Source organism: Roseomonas sp. TAS13 (assembly GCF_001950415.1).
In the GTDB taxonomy this organism is placed as follows: domain Bacteria; phylum Pseudomonadota; class Alphaproteobacteria; order Acetobacterales; family Acetobacteraceae; genus Roseomonas; species Roseomonas mucosa.
This window is the reverse complement of the sequence record NZ_BDLP01000058.1, coordinates 1-17,555: the sequence shown is the minus strand read 5'-3', so window position 1 is coordinate 17,555 and position 17,555 is coordinate 1. Positions and strand designations below refer to the sequence as shown.

Here is a 17,555-nt window from a genome sequence, read left to right as displayed (position 1 = left end):
ACCGCAGAACCTTCCGGACCACCTTTCGCGAAATCCCGAGCTCACGACAGATCGCCTTGATCGACTTGCCCTGCACCCGGTGCAGGCGCCGGATCTTTGCCACTGTCTCCACGACCAGCATCCCAGCACTGGCTCCCGATCATCCCGGAAACCACTGTGAACCCCGCCGTCAGTGGGGTCCCGTTTGGACGCCGATCACCCCTCCAACAGGGTTCCTATTCCATGCCGATCCACACCCTAAGGTTGTCACTGCTCCTGAAGGCTGGGCGATGTAGCACCATCCCCATACTTCCAGAGCATCGCTCCGGACGGGGCGTGCAGGAAACGATCCATCTGATCGCTGCGGCCCGCACGCGTGGAAAGCAGCACCGCATAGTGTGGGCACCGTGATCGGAACATGGAACAGGCTCCCGCGCAGGTGGGCGAGGCATGAGCGGCGGCCATAGGGACGCCGCTCATACCGGTCTTCAGGTGCTTGCCTTCTCCACCGTGGTCATGAAGGCGCCGCCGCCGTTCACGAGGCTTGGTCCTTCCACGGCGGGGCTAGGCCGGGCGGAGAGGTTCAGCAGCGGGAAAAGCAGGTCCGCCACACGATACGCTTCCTCCAGATGTGGATAGCCGGAGGCAATCAGCGTATCGATGCCGAGCGCCTGGTACTCGCGGATCCTCGCCGCCACCGTCTCAGGGTCGCCGACCAGCGCCGTGCCCGCGCCGCCGCGGACCAGGCCGACACCGGCCCAAAGGTTCGGCGCGATCTCCAGCCTTTCGCGTGAGCCGCCATGCAGCGCCAGCATCCGCTTCTGGCCAACGCTGTCGCTCTCCTGCGCCAGCTTGCGCTGCGCCGTTGCGATGGTGTCGTCGGACAGGTGGCGGATCAGCCGGTGCGCCGCATCCCAGGCCTCGCCCTCGGTTTCCCGCACGATCAGGTGCAGCCGGATTCCATAGCGCAGGCTGCGGCCGAGAGCGGCGGCCCGGTTGCGCACATCCGCGATCTTCCCGGCCACCGCCGCGACGGGCTCTCCCCAGGTCAGGTAGGCATCGGCCTGGGCCGCCGCCAGGGCATGGGCCGCCGGCGACGATCCGCCGAAGTAGAGCGGCGGATGCGGGCGCTGCACGGGCGGGAAGGCCAGCCGCCCGCCCCGCGACGAAAGGTACGTTCCCTCGTGCTGCACCGTCTGCCCGGCCATGAGGCCGCGCCAGATCGTCAGGAAGTCGTCCGCCTGGGCATAGCGCTCGTCATGGCCCAGGGTGAGCCCGTCACCCGCGAGGTCGGCGGGATTGCCGCCGCAGACGACATTGGCCATCAGGCGGCCACCCGTCAGCCGGTCCAGCGCCGCGTACTGCCGCGCCGCCTCCCCCGGCAGGGTCAGTCCGGGGCGTAGCGCCACGAGGAAGCGCAGGCGCTCGGTGAAGGGGGCGATGGAGGAGGCGGTGACGAGTGCATCCTCGCAGCCATTGCCGGTGGGCAGCAGCACGCCACTGTAGCCGAGCTGGTCGGCGGCCTGAGCGATCTGGCGCAGATAGCGGTTGTCCACCACCCGATGCCCCTTCCCGGTGCCGAGATAGGAGCCGTCCCCGCCGGAAGGCAGGAACCACATCAGGTCCAGCGGCGGCGCCTCGGCACCACTCTCCGGAAAAGGTTCGGCATTCATGGGCGGGCTCCGGCGATCTGGCGGGGCGGTGTCCAGACGGCGGCACGGATGTCGATCCGCCGTGGAATGATGCGCAGCGTGGCGAAGCTGTCTGCGATGGCCTGCTGCTGTGCGACAATGGCGTCGTCCACGGCCTGCACGGCATAGACACCGCGCGCGGCGGCGACACGCTGCACCGCCAGCGGCACGCCGGTGACCTCGGCCATGATGCGGGCGAGGTCGTCGGGGTTCCGGTCCGCCCAGTCCGCGGCCTCGTTGATGGCACCGAGCAGCGTGAGGAGCCTGTCGGCGTCCCGCTCGGCGAAGTTGCGGCTGGCCAGGAAGAAGCTGTTGCTCGGGGCGATGTTCTCGGCCGTCGTCAGGACACGCGTCCCGGGTTCCTGCTGCGCGATGGCGAAGAAGGGATCCCAGATGGCCCAGGCATCGATGCTGCCCTGCCGGAACGCCGCCGCGGCATCGGAGGGCTGCAATTGCACGGCCTGTACGTCGCCCGGACCGAGAGACGCCGAGGCCAGGGCGCGGACAACGAAATTATGGGCGCTCGATCCTTTGGTGAAGGCCAGCCGCTTGCCTCTCAGGTCACCCAGCTTGTGGATCGGTGCATCCTTCCGCACGAGGATCGCGGCATTGCGGCCGCTGACGGGCTGGCCGCCGGCATAGAGGAGATCCGCGCCGGCGGCCTGGGCGAAGATCGGCGGCGTGTCGCCGGTCGCACCGAAATCCACGGCGCCGGCGTTCAGCGCCTCCAGCATCGGCGGGCCGGACGGGAACTCGATCCACTCGGCCGGAATGCCGAGAGCCTCGAGCCGGCGCTGTTGTCGGAGGATCACGAGCGACCCGTTCTTCTGATAGCCGATGCGGACCGGTGATGCGGCATGTGCCCGGGATCGTCCCATGAAGGCGGGAGCCGTCAGAGCCGGAATGGCCAGGGCGAGGCCGAAGCGGCGCCGGGAAAGCCTCGATGTCACGTCTGTCTCCCACTTCAGGTTCAACATGTCGCCCGGTCTGGGTTTTCGGCTGACGCCATCCTGGCCGAATGCCGGGCTCCAAGGGCTACCGGGAAGGTGGCGGGATTGCCATGGACGGCGTTTTCAAAGTTGCCGCGATACGAAGCAAAATCGACGCATGAGGAAGCCGTGCGGGAGAGGTTTCTTCCGGCCGGAACCAGATCTCGGCGCGTGCCGATGAAAGTCCGGCGCCACGGCCCACCCCCGGGCCCATGGCGTCCGTTCCGGTCCTACCGCAGCAGGTCGGCGTGATGGCGCTGCGCCACATCGGGGTGCGAGCGGAGCCGTCCCTTCAGGTAGTTGGCGCCGACATTGCGGAACAGCGGGTTCTCCGGGTCGCTGGCCGGCCCCTTGGCCTCCGCCGCCAGGGCCGGCGGAAGATCTAGCAGCGGCACGGTGGCATCCAGCCGCGCGCCCAGGAAGAAGGCCACGGAATAACGGTCCCGCCCCACCTTCGGGCTCACGACACGATGCACCGTCGCCTTCAGGTAGCCATTGGAGGCGAGTTCCAGGAGCTCGCCGATATTGACCACGAAGGTACCGGTGCGCGGCACGGCCTCGACCCAGCCCTTCTCCGTTTCCACCTGCAGCCCGCCCGTGTCGTCCTGGAGCACGAAGGTCAGCAACCCGCTGTCCTTGTGCGGCCCCACGCCCTGCGCCGCGTCATCCGTCAGCCGCGCCGGGTAGCGGATGATCTTCATCGTCTGGTTCGGGTTCTCCCGATAGATCGGCGCCAGGGCATCCGGATCGCCGACCAGTGCCTCCGTGAAAGCCTGCACGAGACGGATGGCCACGCGCGTCAGCTCCGACTGCCATTGCAGGAGCACGGGACGAAGCTCCGGCAGGGCCTTGTCGGGCCAGAGATTGGGCCCCTGGAGGCGCGCCCAGGGCGGCGTGTCCGGCCCGATAGGCAGCGCATCGCGCTCGGAATGCACGTCGAACTGCTCGCGCCAGTCCGGGCGGCCGCGCGTCAACTCCAGCCCGGCGCGGTTGTAGCCGCGGAAATGCGGCGAGTGGATCATCTGGACCTTCAGCTTCTCCGCTTCCGGCAGGGCGAAGAAACGGCGGGAGATGTCGCGCACCTCCGCTTCCAGCGCCTCGGAAACACCGTGCCCCGACAGGTAGAAGAAGCCGACCTCCCGCGCGGCATGGCGCAGATCCGTGAGGAAGGCGGCGCGTTCCTCCGGCGTGCCATCGAGGCGGCGAAGGTCGAGGAGAGGCAGGTCCGGCCGGGGGACGGCCGGAACGGTGACAATGTCGTCTGCGAAGGACATCTCGCGTTTCCCTTGTCTGTCAGGCGGCTTTCGCCAGTTGTCCGGCGGCGTCGAGGCCCTGCGCCAGGTCGGCCAGGAGATCCACCGCATGTTCCAGCCCGATCGAGAGCCGTACGTAGCCCGGCGTCACGCCGGTCAGGACCTGCTCCTCGGCCGAGAGCTGGCTGTGGGTGGTGCTGGCCGGATGGATCGCCAGGCTGCGCGCGTCGCCGATATTGGCGACATGGTAGAACAGCTTCAGCGCGTCGATGAAGCGCCGCCCGGCGTCGAGGCCCCCCGCCAGTTCCACCCCCACCAGGCCGCCGAAGCCTCCGTGCAGGACGCGCCCGGCCCGGGCGCGGGCTTCCCCACCCTGCATCGACGGGTGGATGACCCGGGTCACCTCCGGGCGGCGCGACAGCCATTGCGCCACCACGGCGGCCGTCTCGCTGTGCCGCCGCATGCGCAGGGGCAGCGTCTCGACGCCCTGGAGGATCTGGAAGGCGTTGAAGGGCGAGAGCGGGGCGCCGAGGTCGCGCTGGATCGAGGAGCGCAGCGCCGCCAGATAGGGCGGGACGCCGAGCCGCGGCGCCGCCTCGGTCCAGATCATGCCGTGGTAGCTCGGATCGGGCGTGTTGAGGGAAGGCTGCCGTTCCGGCACCGCGCGCCAGTCGAACTTCCCGCCATCGATCACGGCGCCGGCGATGCTGGTGCCGTGGCCTCCGAGATACTTGGTGGCGGAATAGATCACGATGGCCGCCCCATGATCCAGCGGCCGCGCCAGCAGCGGCGCCGCCGTATTGTCCAGGATCAGGGGGATGCCCAGCGGCCGGCCGATCGCCGCGACCTCGGCGATCGGGAACACGACCAGCTTCGGATTGGGCAGCGTCTCGCCATAATAGGCGCGTGTGCGTTCGTCGGTGGCGCGGCGGAAGTTCTCCGGGTCCGTGGGATCGACGAAGCGAGTCTCGATGCCGAAGCGCGACAGGGTGTTGGCGAAGAGGTTCCAGGTTCCGCCATAGAGATCGGTCGAGGAGACGATGTTGTCTCCCGCCCGCGCCAGGGCCAGCACCGAGAAGGCGGAAGCCGCCTGCCCCGAGCCGAGCGCCAGGGCCGCGACGCCTCCCTCCAGCGCGGCGAGGCGCTGCTCCAGCGCATCGACGGTCGGGTTGCCGGTGCGGGAATAGATGTAGCCGAGCTGTTCCAGCCCGAAGAGGCGGCGCGCATGTTCGCTGCTCTCGAACTGGTAGGAGGTGGTCTGGTAGATCGGCACCGCCACCGCGCCATGGGTGGGGTCGGCACGCCAGCCGCCATGCAGGGCCAGGGTGTCGGGATGCAGGGAAGGTTCGGACATCGGGATCTCCTTCAGCCCTGGGTGGATGGGGCGAGGCTGGTGTCGATCGCCTGCCGGACGTCGAGGCGGCGGGAGGCGAGGGTATGGGCCGGAACGCTCAGGCGCCGCCGGTCCTGCGCCTCGGCCAGTTCCCGCAGCAGCGGGATGAGCTCGTGCCCGTATTCGATGGCGTCCGGCAGCGGGTCCCAGCCGCGGAGAATGTAGTGGCTCACCCCGAGCTCCCGGTAGCGCAGCATGGAACGCGCGACCTGCTCCGGCGTGCCGACCAGCGCGGTGCTGTTGCCGCGCCCGCCCAGCACCCCGGCCATGGTGGTCCAGAGCCGCTCGTCCAGCACCTCGCCGCGCTGCGACAGGGCAACGAGGCGCTGGGAGTTCACCGCCTGGCCGCCCGGGATCAGCCCGCTCCCGCCGGCCCGTGCCAGCTTGGCCAGAGCACGCTCGCGGATATGCCGGGCGCGGTCCCAGGCCTCGGCCTCGGTGGCTCCCAGAATGGGCCGGTTGGACCAGGAGAAGGCCAGTTCCCGCCCACGCGGCAGGCAGGCGCGCAGCCGGGCCAGCATGGCCGCGGTCTCGGCCAGGGGCTCGCCGAACAGGGCATAGACATCGGCGTATTTCTGCGCGACGCGGATCGCGGCGTCCGAGGCGCCACCGAAGAAGACCGGCAGCTTCGGCTGGATCGGCCGCACGTCGGACCAGGCCTGCTCGACCGAGTAGAACTCGCCCACATGGTCGAAGGGTTCCGTGGCGGTCCATGTCCTCTGCACCACCTCCAGGAACTCGTCGGTGCGGCGGTAGCGCTCGGAATGGCTGGCATGGTCGCCATCCTTGCGCTGGTCGGCATCCTCCCCGCCCGAGATCACGTGCAGGGCCAGCCGGCCGCCGGTCAGGTTCTCCAGCGTGGCGATCTTGCGCGCCGCCAAAGTGGGGGAAACGAAGCCCGGCCGGTGCGCGAGCAGGAAATGGATGCGCTTGGCCACCGAGGCGGCATGGGCCAGGACCAGGAAGCCGTCCGCGGCATTGGTCCAGTACCCGGCCAGGACGCGGTCGAAGCCTGCCTCCTCATGCGCCAGGGTGATGCGCTCGATGAAATCGGGCTGCACGGCGGGGCCGCCGGTCACCTCCAGGTCGGAGGTCGGGCGGGCCCAGATCATCCCGGTGATGTGCACACTCATGCTGCGATGTCCTCGTGATTCGTATCGGTGCGGGGCGCGGCCTTGCGGGATGGCGCCCAACGATGGGGCGCCGTCCGGTGGGCCATGGCCGCCCGGGCTTCCGGACCGTCGGGCCGTCAGCCGGGGCGGCCGCCCCGACATCGCGGCCGGGCCGCGAATCCCTGATCCGGCCAGGGGACGAGGCGCGCCACCGGGCTCACCGCTCGGCCACCACCGATGGGCGGGAGGCCTCCTGCGGGATGAGGCCCAGGAGGTTCAGCCCGGCGAGGAACAGGCCGAGCAGCAGCAGGCTGCGCCAGACGATACCGATCATGACGGATTGCCCCGGACGCCTTCCCTCTGGAGCCACACCGTCATCCCTCCAGCCCCAGCAAGCCCAGCGCCTCGCGCCGCAGGGCAACCAGATGCGGATCGTCGCGATGCCGGGGATAGGGGCGGTCCACCACCAGCTCCGCCGTGATGCGCGCCGGGCGGGGGCTGAACACCACCACGCGCTGCGCCAGGATCAGCGCCTCCTCGACGTCATGCGTCACCAGCAGGGCGGTGAGGCCGGATCGCTGCCACAGGCGCACCAGCTCCGCCTGCATCGACAGGCGGGTGAGGCTGTCGAGCTTGCCCAGCGGCTCGTCGAGCAGGAGCAGGCGCGGATCGTTCACCAGGGCGCGCGCCAGGGCAACGCGCTGGGACATGCCGCCGGAAAGCTGGTGCGGATAGGCGGTCTCGAAGCCCGTCAGGCCGACGAGGTCGATCGCCTCCTGCACCCGGTGATCCTGGCGGCGCAACAGGCCACGCGCCTCCAACCCCAGCGCGACATTGGCCCGCACGGTGCGCCAGGGATAGAGCGTCGGGTCCTGGAACACCAGGACGCGGGAGGGATCGGGCGCGGTGATCGCCGCGCCGTCGCCCAGAACCTGCCCCGAGACGGGCGCGTCCAGTCCGGCCAGCAGCCGCAGCAGCGTGGACTTGCCGCAGCCCGAGGGGCCGAGCAGCGCCACGAACTCGCCCGGCCGCACGGAAAGGGAGACGTTGTCCAGCACCGGCAGGGGCTGGCCCTCCAGCTGGAAAGCCTGGCTGGCGTGGCGGATCTCCAGCGCCATGCCTTGGACCCGCTCCACCACCGGAGCCCTGTGAAGCGCTGCGCTCACCACCGCACGGTTCCCTTCTGCCAGGCGAGGAGCCGGTCGCGGCCCTTGAAGAGGAGCGTCGTCAGCGTGGAGCACATCAGCGCCATGAGCAGCAGCGCCGCGTACATGTTGCCATAGGCCGCCCAGCCCTGGGCCCATTGCAGATACCAGCCGAGACCGGCCTTCACGCCCAGCATCTCCGCCACCACAAGAACGGAGAAGGAGGCGCCGAGGCCCATGAAGAGGCCGACAAAGACCTGCGGCAGCGCCGCCGGCACGGCAACCTTGAGCACGAGGAAGCTCTGGCTGGCGCCCATCGTGCGGGCGATGTCGTAATAGGCCTTGTTGACGCCCGAAACGCCGGACCAGGTGAGCACCGTCACCGGGAACCAGCTCGCCAGCGCGACAAGGAAGGTGCTGGCGCTGCCGCTGGTCGGAAAGGCGAAGAAGGCGATCGGCAGCCAGGCCGTGGCGGGCAGCGGCCCGATCAGCCGCAGCACCGGATGCACCCAGTAGCCGATGGCGCGCGACCAGCCGAGCGCCACGCCGGCCACGAAACCCGCCGCGGCGCCGATGGCATAGCCGCTGACCAGCAGCCAGAGCGAGCGCAGCACGCTCTCGCCCAGGCGTGGCCAGTCCTCCAGATAGACTTCCAGCAGACCTTGTGGCGAAGCGAAGAAGGGCAGGGGGAGCAGGGCGAGCTTGGCGGTCAGCAACTCCCAGCCGATCTGGGCCAGCGGCAGGACGGTAAGCCAGGGCCCCGCCGCGCGCAGTTTCCCGCCCGCCTTGCCGAGCCAGGGGGAGAGCACGGCGGAAAGGAGCAGTACACCGCCGAGAAGCGCGGCGGCCAGGGCAAGCTCCCGCGTCCGGCCGACCTCGATGGCGTCCTCCGGCACGGCGATGACGCCGGCGGCGGCGATCCAGACGAAGCCGGCCAGAAGGCTGCTTCCCCAGGCCCTGGCCCTTCCGGTCTCGATCGGGGCATTGCCGGCCCCGGCGACGGTGGCGCCGCTCATCACGCCCCCAGCACGTCGGCGGTGACGCGCCCGGCGAAGCGCTTCGGATCGGTGCCGGCGCGCATGACCCCGACCGACTTGAGCTCTTCCGCATAGAGCTCGATCTCGTCGCGGATCGCGCGGCCGGTGGGATGGTGGCCATGGGTATGGCTGCGCATCATGGCGATGAGATCGTCACGGCTGGTGCTGGCCGGGGCATAGGTCAGGAAGGTGTCCACCGCCACAGCGGGGTCATGGGCGGCAAGGTCCTGCGCCTCCAGCAGGGAGCGCGTAAGCGCGGCGGCCACCTGCGGCTCGTTCCTGACCAGCGCGCCACTGACGCCGATGATGCAACAGGCGCGGTCAGCCCATTCGCCGGAAAGATTGGTGGCGACCTCCACCAGCTTTCGGTCCCTTTGCAGCAGCCAGGCGATCGGGTCCCCGCCGGAGACGGCCTGCGCCTCGCCACGCTCCAGCGCCAGGCCGAAGACATGGGCGGGGAAGACCTTCCAGGTGACGTCGCGGTCCGGGTCGATGCCGCGCCGCTTGAGCAGCATGGAGAAGAAGTTCTTGTCGGCGCCGCCCATGTCGGCCGTGGCGATGGTCTTGCCGCGCAGCGAGGCGACATCGCCCGTGACGCCGGCCGCGGGGTCGCCGATCAGCCGCATGCAGCCGCCATGCGTGCCGCCGGTGATCTTGACGTCGAAGCCCATCTCCAACGGCTTGAGCCAGCGCAGCGCCATGCCCACACCGGCATCTGCCTTGCGGGTCGCGATCGCCTCCAGCAGGGCCTCGGTGGAGGAGCCGAAATTGACGAACTCGACCTCCAGCCCATGCTTCGCCAGAATGCCCTGCTGCTGTGCCACCGCGACGGGCGAGGTGCAGATGGCGGTCGCGTTCCAGGCAAGCGTCAGCTTACGCAGGGCGGTGCCAGATGCGGCGCCCGTTGCATCGGCACGGCAGATCGGGGCGTCGCGAAGCAGCGCGTCCAACGCATCGGAGGGGCCGCCCGCACGTGGCGCAAACCCCATCAGTGGCAGCGACAGGCTGGCAAGGCCCGCGGCGCCCAGCACGGTCCGCCGATCCAGGCCGTTGGGAATCCTGCCCCGAACTCCTCCCGTTCGATGTCTCAGCAGCATCCGGCCCCCACTAAAGATCGTTTATCTTCGTGTTAATAAGAGAATCACTATGGAAAATAGTCAAAAGCATGGGGATTTCTATTTCACTGTTGCCGAGGAACATTCCTCTCCGCGATGCGCTCGGAAGAGGCCGTTCTCCCTGCATGCGGTCTGACCCGGCCGTGGCGGATTGCGCGACTGGCGTATGGGGTAGAGGGCGCCTCACGTGGGGGCGGGAAGGGACGATCTGCGCCGGAAAGCGGTAGCCGGGCCAGGTGGCAGGCTCTGGCATCATCCCGCCAGTTTGCGCTGGCCGGACCGTCCCGACGACCGCCCCTCAACTTGCCAATACCGTGGCAAGGGCATGACGATTACGGTTTCGGGCGCCTATGCCACCCGCTCAGGAACATCCAGGCCGAGCCAGTTCTTGTAGAAGGTATCGATATCCGGCTCGAAGTCATGAATGATGGAGTACCAGGGCGTAGGGGCCTCGACATCCAGCAGATCGCCCGAAAGCGGGCAGAAGTACTCACGATCACCTGCCATTCGGTGGAGGGTGCCATCAACCGGGGGTTAAATCTCCTCCATCTCGTGAATCAGGTTGGACAGGGCATCCCGCGCATGAGGGATGCCCCGCAGCGACGTCACTCCTTGACGAAGGATGCCGTCTTGACGTCAGGGAGTTCCGAAAGGCCCATCGAGTATTCGCGGCCATAGGATGGGATCGGCAGGTCCGCTTCCATCAGCCGCCAGTCCTCTGGCAGGTTCCAGAATTTCCGGAAGCCCTCCTCCCACCGCGAACCGAGCTTGAAGCTGGCTGCCTACATCTGCTGGACCTGAGGGCCAGCCTCCTTCGAGAGGATCCTCTCACGCTCCTGCTTCATCCAGGTGCTGGCCGGAACCGCCTTGGCGAGACGCTCCTTGCGGATGCGGTCGCGCAGGATACTGGTCTTGGCCTCGTCAACGCCGGCCAGGCCATCAGCGGCCTTGCTCAGCACCACGCCATAGACGGAGGCTGCGAAGCGATCGGTCAGGTAGCCACCATTGACATCATCCGCGACCTTCTGGGGCTCGCGGTCCAGCGGGTCGCCGAAGCCCGGCCCACCGCGCACGTAGTTGAGGGAGAGGTCGTAGTCCCTGAACATCTCCTCCGTGGTGATGGACTGCTTGTCGCGCTTGATCCGTGCATCGCCGATCATTGCGTCCCAGCGCGGGTTCTGCGGATCCGTGTCGCCGCCGGGCGGTATCTCGCCTCCTTTGGCGATGATGTCCTTCAGCCCTGTGTCGTGTGCGGCGAAGCGGTAGTCGGAGGCCGCCGGATAGCCACCCATCAGCCCTCAGTCGGAAGAAATGTGCCCATTGCCCATGAAGAACATGGTCCAGTCCTTGGCATTCCAGACTATGCGAAGAGATTGGAAGCCACAGCCGCCGCGATACTTGCCCGCGCCGCCTGATGAGGCCTTGATCCAACGACCCGGACAGACGAGGGGCTCAGCCAGCTCCCCGCCGCAAACTCGCCCGGGCATGCCCAGTCGCTGAGGACGCCAAGGCCGTCCCACAACCAGGCAGCCAAGGAGCAGGCGGGTCAGCCGGCCGGCTGCAACTGGCCGTAGATGTCCGGCATACGGCCGATATCGTGCGGCTGGAGGCCTTCCGGCCGGACCAGCCCGTACTCGTGCCGGCCATCCGGGTGCAGGGCATGCATCACATAGCCCTGCACCTTCTCGCCAAAGGGCTTTCCGTCCGCCCAGGCATCGCCGACATGGAAGGCGACCGCAGGGGCCCAGATCTGCCGGATTCCCTCGCACAGGCCGCGATCGCGCCACTGGTGCACATGGCCGGAGGCGACGAAGGCCGGGGGATGCGCCCGAAACATCTCCACCATCCGGCGGCGCGGCGCCTCCAGCACATGCCAGTAGCTGCGGCCCGCCTCATCCAGCGCCTGCTCGCAAAGCGGCTTGTGCAGGAAGATCGCGATGCTGCGCCCCGTGGCCCCCGACAGGGCATCCTCCAGGAAGGCGAACTGCTCCCCGGCCATCTCGGTCGCGGTGATCAGGGTGTCCAGCCCGATCAGCCGCCAGCCCGGCACGTCCCGCAGGAAGCGGTCGGCGCCGAAGATGCCGTTCCAGCGCTCGACACGCTCCGCATCCGCGCCATCGCGCGCCGCGATGGCCGGGTCGTTGCCCACGTCGTGGTTGCCCGGGATGGCCAGCCAGTCGAGCCCCATCTCCTGGTGCCGGGCGAAGGCGTGCTCCAGCTCCGCCTGTCCGGCCTCCCCGCCCAACTCGCCATGGGCGGAGATGTCGCCGGTATGGACCACGAGGTCCGGCCGATCCGCCCGCAGCCGCTCCGCCACGGCCGCAAAGTTGCGGTCGAAGACAGGGTGGCGCGGGGAGAGATGCGTGTCGCTGATCTGCGCGAGACGGAACACCATGGGTTCAGCCCTTCCGCGGCAGCAGGCGGCGCACCTCGGCCACCATGTCCGGGAGGACCTGCTCCGGCGTCGCCTTCTGTTCCACCACCCGGGCGATGTTGTCCACCATCGTCTGGGTCACGCGCACGCTGTTGCTGCCGGGAAAGGCGTACCAGGGGACGGAGATCGGGATCTGGCGCACCGCCGGCACGAAGAGCGGGTTCGCCTTGTAGAAACCCGCCAGGTACTGCGGGTCGTCGATCGCGATCTGGTTGCAGGGCAGGTAGCCGGTGTTCTTCACCATCATCGCCTGCCCCTCGGGGCCGGTGGAGAAGCGCAGGAACTTCCAGGCGGCGGCGCGCTTCGCCGGGTCCTTCGCGGTCAGCATGCCGGCGGCGCCGCCGGTCGGCAGCCGGCCCTTCTGCGCGTCGATCACCGGCATCTCCGTGGTGCGCAGCGGGAAGTTCTCGCCCACCGACGCGACCGTGCCCCGCACCAGCGCCGTGGTCTGGAAGATCATGCCGAGCTTGCCGGCGGCGAAAGCCTGGCGCGCCGCGGCGGCGCTGAGGTTCGGCATGCCGCCCTCCTTCACCATCCGGTCGATCAGGCGCAGCGCGTTCAGCCCCTCCGGTCCTCCAAAGGCCACGTCGCGTTCATCTGGCGTCAGCATGCGGCCGCCGGCGCCGAAGAGCAGGGCGGAGAACATCCAGTCGTCGCCGTTCCAGGTGTACCACATGCCCTCGACGCCATCGCCGAGACGGTGGATCTTCCCGGCCAGCTCCAGGACGCCGTTCCAGTCCCCGGGGAAGTTGCCGGGATCGCCGCCGGCGCGGCGCACCAGATCAGCGTTGTAGTAGGTCACCGGATTGGAGGCCGCATAGGCCAGCCCTGCCTGGATGCCGCCGAACTGGCCCAGCGCCAGCATGTTCGGCGTATAGCCCGCCCTGGCGGGATCGCCTTCCTCCCGCAGCAGCGGCGTCAGGTCCTGGGCGATGCCGCGCTCGGCGAAGACGCGCAGCCGGTTGAAACCCTGGTAGCTGAGGTCGGGGAGCTGGTTGGTGCCCGCCTGGCGCAGCAGGAGCTGCGCGCCCTCCTCGTAGTTCGGGGTGTTGATGAAGTTGACCTTGATCCCCGGCTCGCGCTTCGCGAACTCGGCCATGATCGCGTCGTAGCTGTCCTTGTAGATGAAGGGCTGCGCGTAATGGACGGTGATCTCCGTCTCCGCGGCGCGGGCGATACGCGGCGCGGCGAGAGGGGCGGCCAGGGCGGCGAGCGGCAGGGCCAGCGCCTTGCGGCGCCCGAGGTCGAAACTCATGATGGTATCTCCGGATACGGTTCTTGTCGGGGTCAGCCCTTGAGCCCCGTGGAGGCGATGCCTTCCACGAAGCGCCGCTGGGCCAGGAGGAAGGCGATCACCAGGGGGGCCGTCATCACCACGGCAGTGGCCATCAGCGCGCCGTAGTCGTCGCCGGCATCCACCGAGCGGAAGAACAGCACGCCCAGGGCCGGCGTGGCGCGGTCCGGCCCGCTGACCACCAGCAGGGGCCAGAACAGGTCGTTCCAGTGCGCCACCACCGAGAAGATCGCGAAGGCGGTCGCCGCCGGCCAGGCATTGGGCAGGACGATGCGCCAGACGATGGCCATCTCGCCCATCCCGTCCAGCCGGGCGGCATGCAGCAGGTCGTCCGGCAGGGAGCGGAAGAACTGGCGGAACAGGAAGATCGCGAAGACCGAGATGGTGAAGGGCGCGACCAGCGCGGCATAGGTGTTCAGCCAGCCGAGCGAGGCGAGGGTCACGTAGATCGGCAGGGCGGTCGTCTGCACCGGCACCAGCAGCCCGAGCATCACCGCGCCGAACAGCACCTCCCGCCCCGGGAAACGCAGCTTGGCCAGGGCATAGCCCGCCGGCACCGCGAAGAGCAGCTGGAAGAACAGGATGGCGCCGCAGACCACCACGCCGTTCAGCAGGTAGCGAAAGACAGGAATGCGCTCGAAGACCTTGCCGTAGTTCTCCGCCGCATGGAACCGCTGCGGCAGCAGCGAAAGGGAGTCGCGGAAGATCTCGTCCAGCGGCTTCAGGCTGGCGGCCACCATCCAGATATAGGGCATCAGCACCAGCAGCCCGAGTACGGTCAGCAAAGCGAGGCGCGGCAGGTCGCGCAGCAAGGGCGTGTCGCGCGGCTCAGCCATAATGCACCTGCCTGTCCAGGAAGCGCGTCTGCAGCCACATCAGCGTCAGCACGATGGCCAGGAAGACCAGCGTGACCGCCGCCGCGTAGCCGAGGCGGAAATAGGTGAACCCCTCCTCGTAGAGCTTGTAGAGCAGCACGTTGGAGGCGTTGTTCGGCCCGCCCTGCGTCAGCACGGCCACGAGGTCGAAGGAGCGCGTCAGGGCCCGGATCATGGTGATGGTCAGCACGAAGAGCGTGGTGGGGCCGAGCAGCGGCCAGGTGACGAGGCGGAACCGCTCCCAGGCCGAGGGCACGCCATCCACCTCCGCGGCGGCGTAGAGCTCGCGCGGGATGGCAGTCAGCCCCGCCATGAACAGCACCATGTTGAATCCCAGATTCTCCCAGCTCCCGATCGCGGCCAGGGAAAGCAGCACCGTGTCGGAGGAGGAGAGCCAGGCCGGCCCCGGCAGGCCGACGGTGCGCAGCATGGCGTTCAGCGGGCCGATGGTGGGGTGCAGCAGGTACTGCCAGGCCGCCGCCATGGCGACCGCGAGCGACACGACGGGCAGAAAGAAGACGGCGCGGAAGAAGGCGCGTCCGCGCAGGCCGGACTCGATCAGCACGGCCAGCCCCAGCCCGCCCAGAACGGAAACCGGCGTGGTCAGCCCGATATAGACCAGGGTGTTGCGGACCGACTGGGCGAAGCCGCGATCCGAAAGGAGCTCGGCGAAGTTGTCGAGCCCGACCCAGTGGAACCCCTCGGCACCGAGCTCGTAGTCGGTGAAGGCCATGGCCACGGCCGCCAGGGTCGGCAGCAGGATCATCAGCACATAGGCGATCACCGCCGGCAGGCTCAGCAGCCAGGCGGCGAGGGCTTCGCCATGCCCTCTCGCCCGAACGGCGGGCGCCGCGAGCACGGCCTCAGACATGGGCCAGTTCCGCGCCCAGCGCCGCCGAGGGGCAGCGCCGTCCGGCGGCATCGAAAAGCAGCGCCTTGCCCGCGTCGAAGCCCAGGAAGGCCTGCCCGTCGCCGGGGATGCCGGAGCGGCCTTCCGGCGGCAGGCGCAGCACCAGGGCGGAGCCGCTTTCCGGGTGGCGCAGATGCAGCAACAGGCTCTCGCCCAGGAACTCCATCGCCTCGACGCGGGCCGGCAGGCCGTTGGAGGCGAGGTGCAGGTCCTCCGGCCGCACGGCCAGCGTCAGCGGCCCCGGCATGGCGCGCAGCCCGATGGCGAGGCCGGCGACCCTGACGATCCCATCCGCGTCCGCCTCGGCCGGCAGGGTGTTGATGCGGGGCGAGCCGATGAAGGTGGCGACGCGCAGATCGGCCGGATCGTTGTAGATCGCCTCGGGCGTGGCCACCTGCAGGATGCGGCCGCCAAGCATGACCGCGACCCGGTCGGCCATGGTCAGCGCCTCGGACTGGTCATGCGTCACATAGAGCGTGGCCGCGCCGCTGCGGCGGTGGATCTCCACGATCTCCCGCCGCGTCTGGACGCGCAGCGAGGCATCGAGGTTGGACAGCGGCTCGTCCATCAGGAAGAGCTTCGGCTGCCGCACCATGGCGCGCGCCAGGGCGACGCGCTGCCGCTGCCCGCCGGAAAGCTGGCCGGGCTTGCGGTCGAGCAGCCCGGCGAGGCCCAGGGCGCGCCCGGCCTTCTGCACATCCGCCTGGATACCCTGCCGGACCGCCGACGTCCCCGGCAGGAAACGGCCCAGGAAAGGCGCGCGCTGCCAGCCGTTCAGCCGCCGCATGGCCAGCGGCACGGCGATGTTCTGCGCGGCGGTCAGGTGCGGATAGAGGGCGTAGGACTGGAACACCATGGCGACGTCTCGCTCGGCTGCGCGGCGCCGCGTGACGTCGCGGCCGGCAATCTCGATGCGCCCCTGGTCCGGCTGCTCGATCCCCGCGGCGATGCGCATCAACGTCGATTTGCCGCAACCGGAAGGACCCACCAGCGCAATGAACTCCCCTTCGGCCATCTCCAGTGAAACGCCGGACAGGATCGGCGCCCCGCCGAAGGACTTCGTGACTCCGCTGATCAGGACCCCAGGCAAACCGCATCTCCGTATTGACGGGCGGCCTCATGCGCCCGGTGGATGACGCACCCGTTGCGGTTTCACGAAGCTTTGATGGCAATCCCAGGCAGCCGGAAGCGCCGGGAACCATCCGCCCACGTCACGCCGGGCGGTAGTGCCAGACGCTGGCGGGGGGCAGGTTCAGCGGGGTCCAGGCCTCCCGCTTGGCACTCAGCCCGAGCTGCCGGTAGGGCAGGGGCGACGTGATGCAATAGGTGTAGAGCAGGAAGCCCCGCCCCGGCGCGACGGCCTCCACCGCCTGCACGAAGCGCCGCTGCCGCTCCAGCGGCAACAGCACCAGCGGAATCCCGCAGATCACCGTGCCGACGCGCCCATGCAGGTTCTCCGGGATCAGGCGCGGCAGGTCGAAGGCATCGCCCGTGACAACACAGGCGCCGGGCAGCTTGCGGCGCAGATGCTGGGCCATCTCGCTCTCGATCTCGACCACGGTGAGCCGCTCCGGCGCCAGTCCCTGCGCCAGCAGGGCCCGGGACACCACGCCCGTACCGGCGCCGAGCTCCACCACGATCTCCCCCTCGTCGGCCCGGGTCAGCCGGGCGATCCGCCCGCACAGGGCCGGGGAGGACGGCACCACGCTGCCCATGCGCAGCGGGTTGCTCGCCCACTGCTTCAGGAACAGGCTCGCGTTGGCGATCCCGCGGCCCGGTTCAGACGCGCCGGACGCCTGGGTGAGAGGGCGGTCCGAAGCATCCCCGGAACCGGGCTTCCGCATGACGGTGGCAAGCCGCGCGATCCGCGGCAGAAGGGTCGAAACAGACAATCCGTGGATCCTCGTTCAGGGTCCCCGTCACGCGCCGGCTTCGCCCGCCACGCCGGGCGGCCCAGCAATGGGAAAGGCCGGGACGGGAAAGGCGGGGACGGGAGTTCCAGCCGCCGGCGCCACCGGCCGGGGCACGGGCGGGCTGCGCCTCGACCAGTCCAGCAGTTCGAAGCGTCCGTCGGGATGCTCCACCAGGGCGGTGCAGGACTCCACCCAGTCTCCGGTGTTCATGTAGGTCACGCCGCCGATGTCGCGCATCTCGGCATGATGGATGTGGCCGCAGATGACGCCGTCATAGCCGCCACGCAGTGCCTCGTGCGCCAGCGACTCCTCGAAGCGGTCGATCGCCTTGACGGCTTCCTTCACACGCCGCTTCAGCCATTGCGACAGCGACCAGTAGGGGTATCCCATCCGCCGCCGGGCGGTGTTGAACCAG

The 17,555-nt window shown here is 69.1% G+C and carries 16 protein-coding genes and 2 pseudogenes; all 18 read right to left on the bottom strand.

Features of this window, described 5'->3' with window-relative positions; genetic code table 11:
• A pseudogene (locus ROTAS13_RS28030) lies at positions 1-121 on the bottom strand (helix-turn-helix domain-containing protein); the annotation flags it as partial.
• Between the two features lie 346 nt (positions 122-467).
• Positions 468-1,652, bottom strand: a complete 1,185-nt coding sequence (ssuD, locus tag ROTAS13_RS07360; RefSeq protein ID WP_019462047.1) for an FMNH2-dependent alkanesulfonate monooxygenase — start codon at positions 1,650-1,652, stop codon at positions 468-470.
• Positions 1,649-2,620, bottom strand: coding sequence for an aliphatic sulfonate ABC transporter substrate-binding protein (locus ROTAS13_RS07355; protein ID WP_253187644.1), 972 nt, complete (start codon positions 2,618-2,620; stop codon positions 1,649-1,651). The genes ssuD and ROTAS13_RS07355 overlap by 4 nt, the downstream gene beginning before the upstream one ends.
• 269 nt (positions 2,621-2,889) lie before the next feature.
• Complete coding sequence (locus ROTAS13_RS07350) at positions 2,890-3,933, bottom strand: isopenicillin N synthase family oxygenase (protein ID WP_075821955.1); 1,044 nt, start codon at positions 3,931-3,933, stop codon at positions 2,890-2,892.
• A 19-nt stretch (positions 3,934-3,952) separates the two neighbouring features.
• The gene (locus tag ROTAS13_RS07345) at positions 3,953-5,266 is read right to left on the bottom strand and encodes an O-acetylhomoserine aminocarboxypropyltransferase/cysteine synthase family protein (protein ID WP_075821954.1); all 1,314 of its coding nucleotides are present in this window, start codon (positions 5,264-5,266) and stop codon (positions 3,953-3,955) included.
• A gap of 11 nt (positions 5,267-5,277) precedes the next feature.
• Positions 5,278-6,438, bottom strand: coding sequence for an LLM class flavin-dependent oxidoreductase (locus ROTAS13_RS07340; RefSeq protein WP_075821953.1), 1,161 nt, complete (start codon positions 6,436-6,438; stop codon positions 5,278-5,280).
• Between the two features lie 353 nt (positions 6,439-6,791).
• Positions 6,792-7,535, bottom strand: a complete 744-nt coding sequence (locus ROTAS13_RS07335) for an ABC transporter ATP-binding protein (RefSeq protein ID WP_171979050.1) — start codon at positions 7,533-7,535, stop codon at positions 6,792-6,794.
• A 44-nt stretch (positions 7,536-7,579) separates the two neighbouring features.
• The gene (locus ROTAS13_RS07330; protein WP_075821951.1) at positions 7,580-8,578 is read right to left on the bottom strand and encodes an ABC transporter permease; all 999 of its coding nucleotides are present in this window, start codon (positions 8,576-8,578) and stop codon (positions 7,580-7,582) included.
• Complete coding sequence (locus ROTAS13_RS07325) at positions 8,578-9,630, bottom strand: ABC transporter substrate-binding protein (RefSeq protein WP_075821950.1); 1,053 nt, start codon at positions 9,628-9,630, stop codon at positions 8,578-8,580. Before ROTAS13_RS07325 ends, ROTAS13_RS07330 begins: the two co-directional genes overlap by 1 nt.
• A 432-nt stretch (positions 9,631-10,062) precedes the next feature.
• Positions 10,063-10,221 carry an acetone carboxylase subunit gamma gene (locus tag ROTAS13_RS07320; RefSeq protein ID WP_216348606.1) on the bottom strand — a complete coding sequence of 53 codons (159 nt, stop codon included), beginning with the start codon at positions 10,219-10,221 and terminating at the stop codon, positions 10,063-10,065.
• Positions 10,222-10,496: 275 nt separating this feature from the next.
• The gene (locus tag ROTAS13_RS27740; protein WP_216348605.1) at positions 10,497-11,006 is read right to left on the bottom strand and encodes a hypothetical protein; all 510 of its coding nucleotides are present in this window, start codon (positions 11,004-11,006) and stop codon (positions 10,497-10,499) included.
• A gap of 254 nt (positions 11,007-11,260) precedes the next feature.
• A complete protein-coding gene (locus tag ROTAS13_RS07310) occupies positions 11,261-12,109 on the bottom strand; it encodes a metallophosphoesterase (protein WP_075821949.1) in 849 nt (282 codons plus the stop codon).
• A gap of 4 nt (positions 12,110-12,113) precedes the next feature.
• Positions 12,114-13,403 (bottom strand): ABC transporter substrate-binding protein, encoded by a 1,290-nt coding sequence (locus ROTAS13_RS07305; RefSeq protein ID WP_075821948.1) that lies wholly within the window; start codon positions 13,401-13,403, stop codon positions 12,114-12,116.
• 32 nt (positions 13,404-13,435) lie between these two features.
• The gene (locus ROTAS13_RS07300) at positions 13,436-14,278 is read right to left on the bottom strand and encodes a carbohydrate ABC transporter permease (RefSeq protein WP_075821947.1); all 843 of its coding nucleotides are present in this window, start codon (positions 14,276-14,278) and stop codon (positions 13,436-13,438) included.
• The gene (locus ROTAS13_RS07295; protein ID WP_075821946.1) at positions 14,271-15,188 is read right to left on the bottom strand and encodes a carbohydrate ABC transporter permease; all 918 of its coding nucleotides are present in this window, start codon (positions 15,186-15,188) and stop codon (positions 14,271-14,273) included. The genes ROTAS13_RS07300 and ROTAS13_RS07295 overlap by 8 nt, the downstream gene beginning before the upstream one ends.
• The gene (locus ROTAS13_RS07290) at positions 15,181-16,317 is read right to left on the bottom strand and encodes an ABC transporter ATP-binding protein (protein WP_075821945.1); all 1,137 of its coding nucleotides are present in this window, start codon (positions 16,315-16,317) and stop codon (positions 15,181-15,183) included. Before ROTAS13_RS07290 ends, ROTAS13_RS07295 begins: the two co-directional genes overlap by 8 nt.
• 121 nt (positions 16,318-16,438) lie before the next feature.
• Positions 16,439-17,119, bottom strand: coding sequence for a class I SAM-dependent methyltransferase (locus ROTAS13_RS07285; RefSeq protein WP_083755428.1), 681 nt, complete (start codon positions 17,117-17,119; stop codon positions 16,439-16,441).
• Positions 17,120-17,146: 27 nt separating this feature from the next.
• A pseudogene (locus tag ROTAS13_RS07280) lies at positions 17,147-17,555 on the bottom strand (UDP-2,3-diacylglucosamine diphosphatase); the annotation flags it as partial.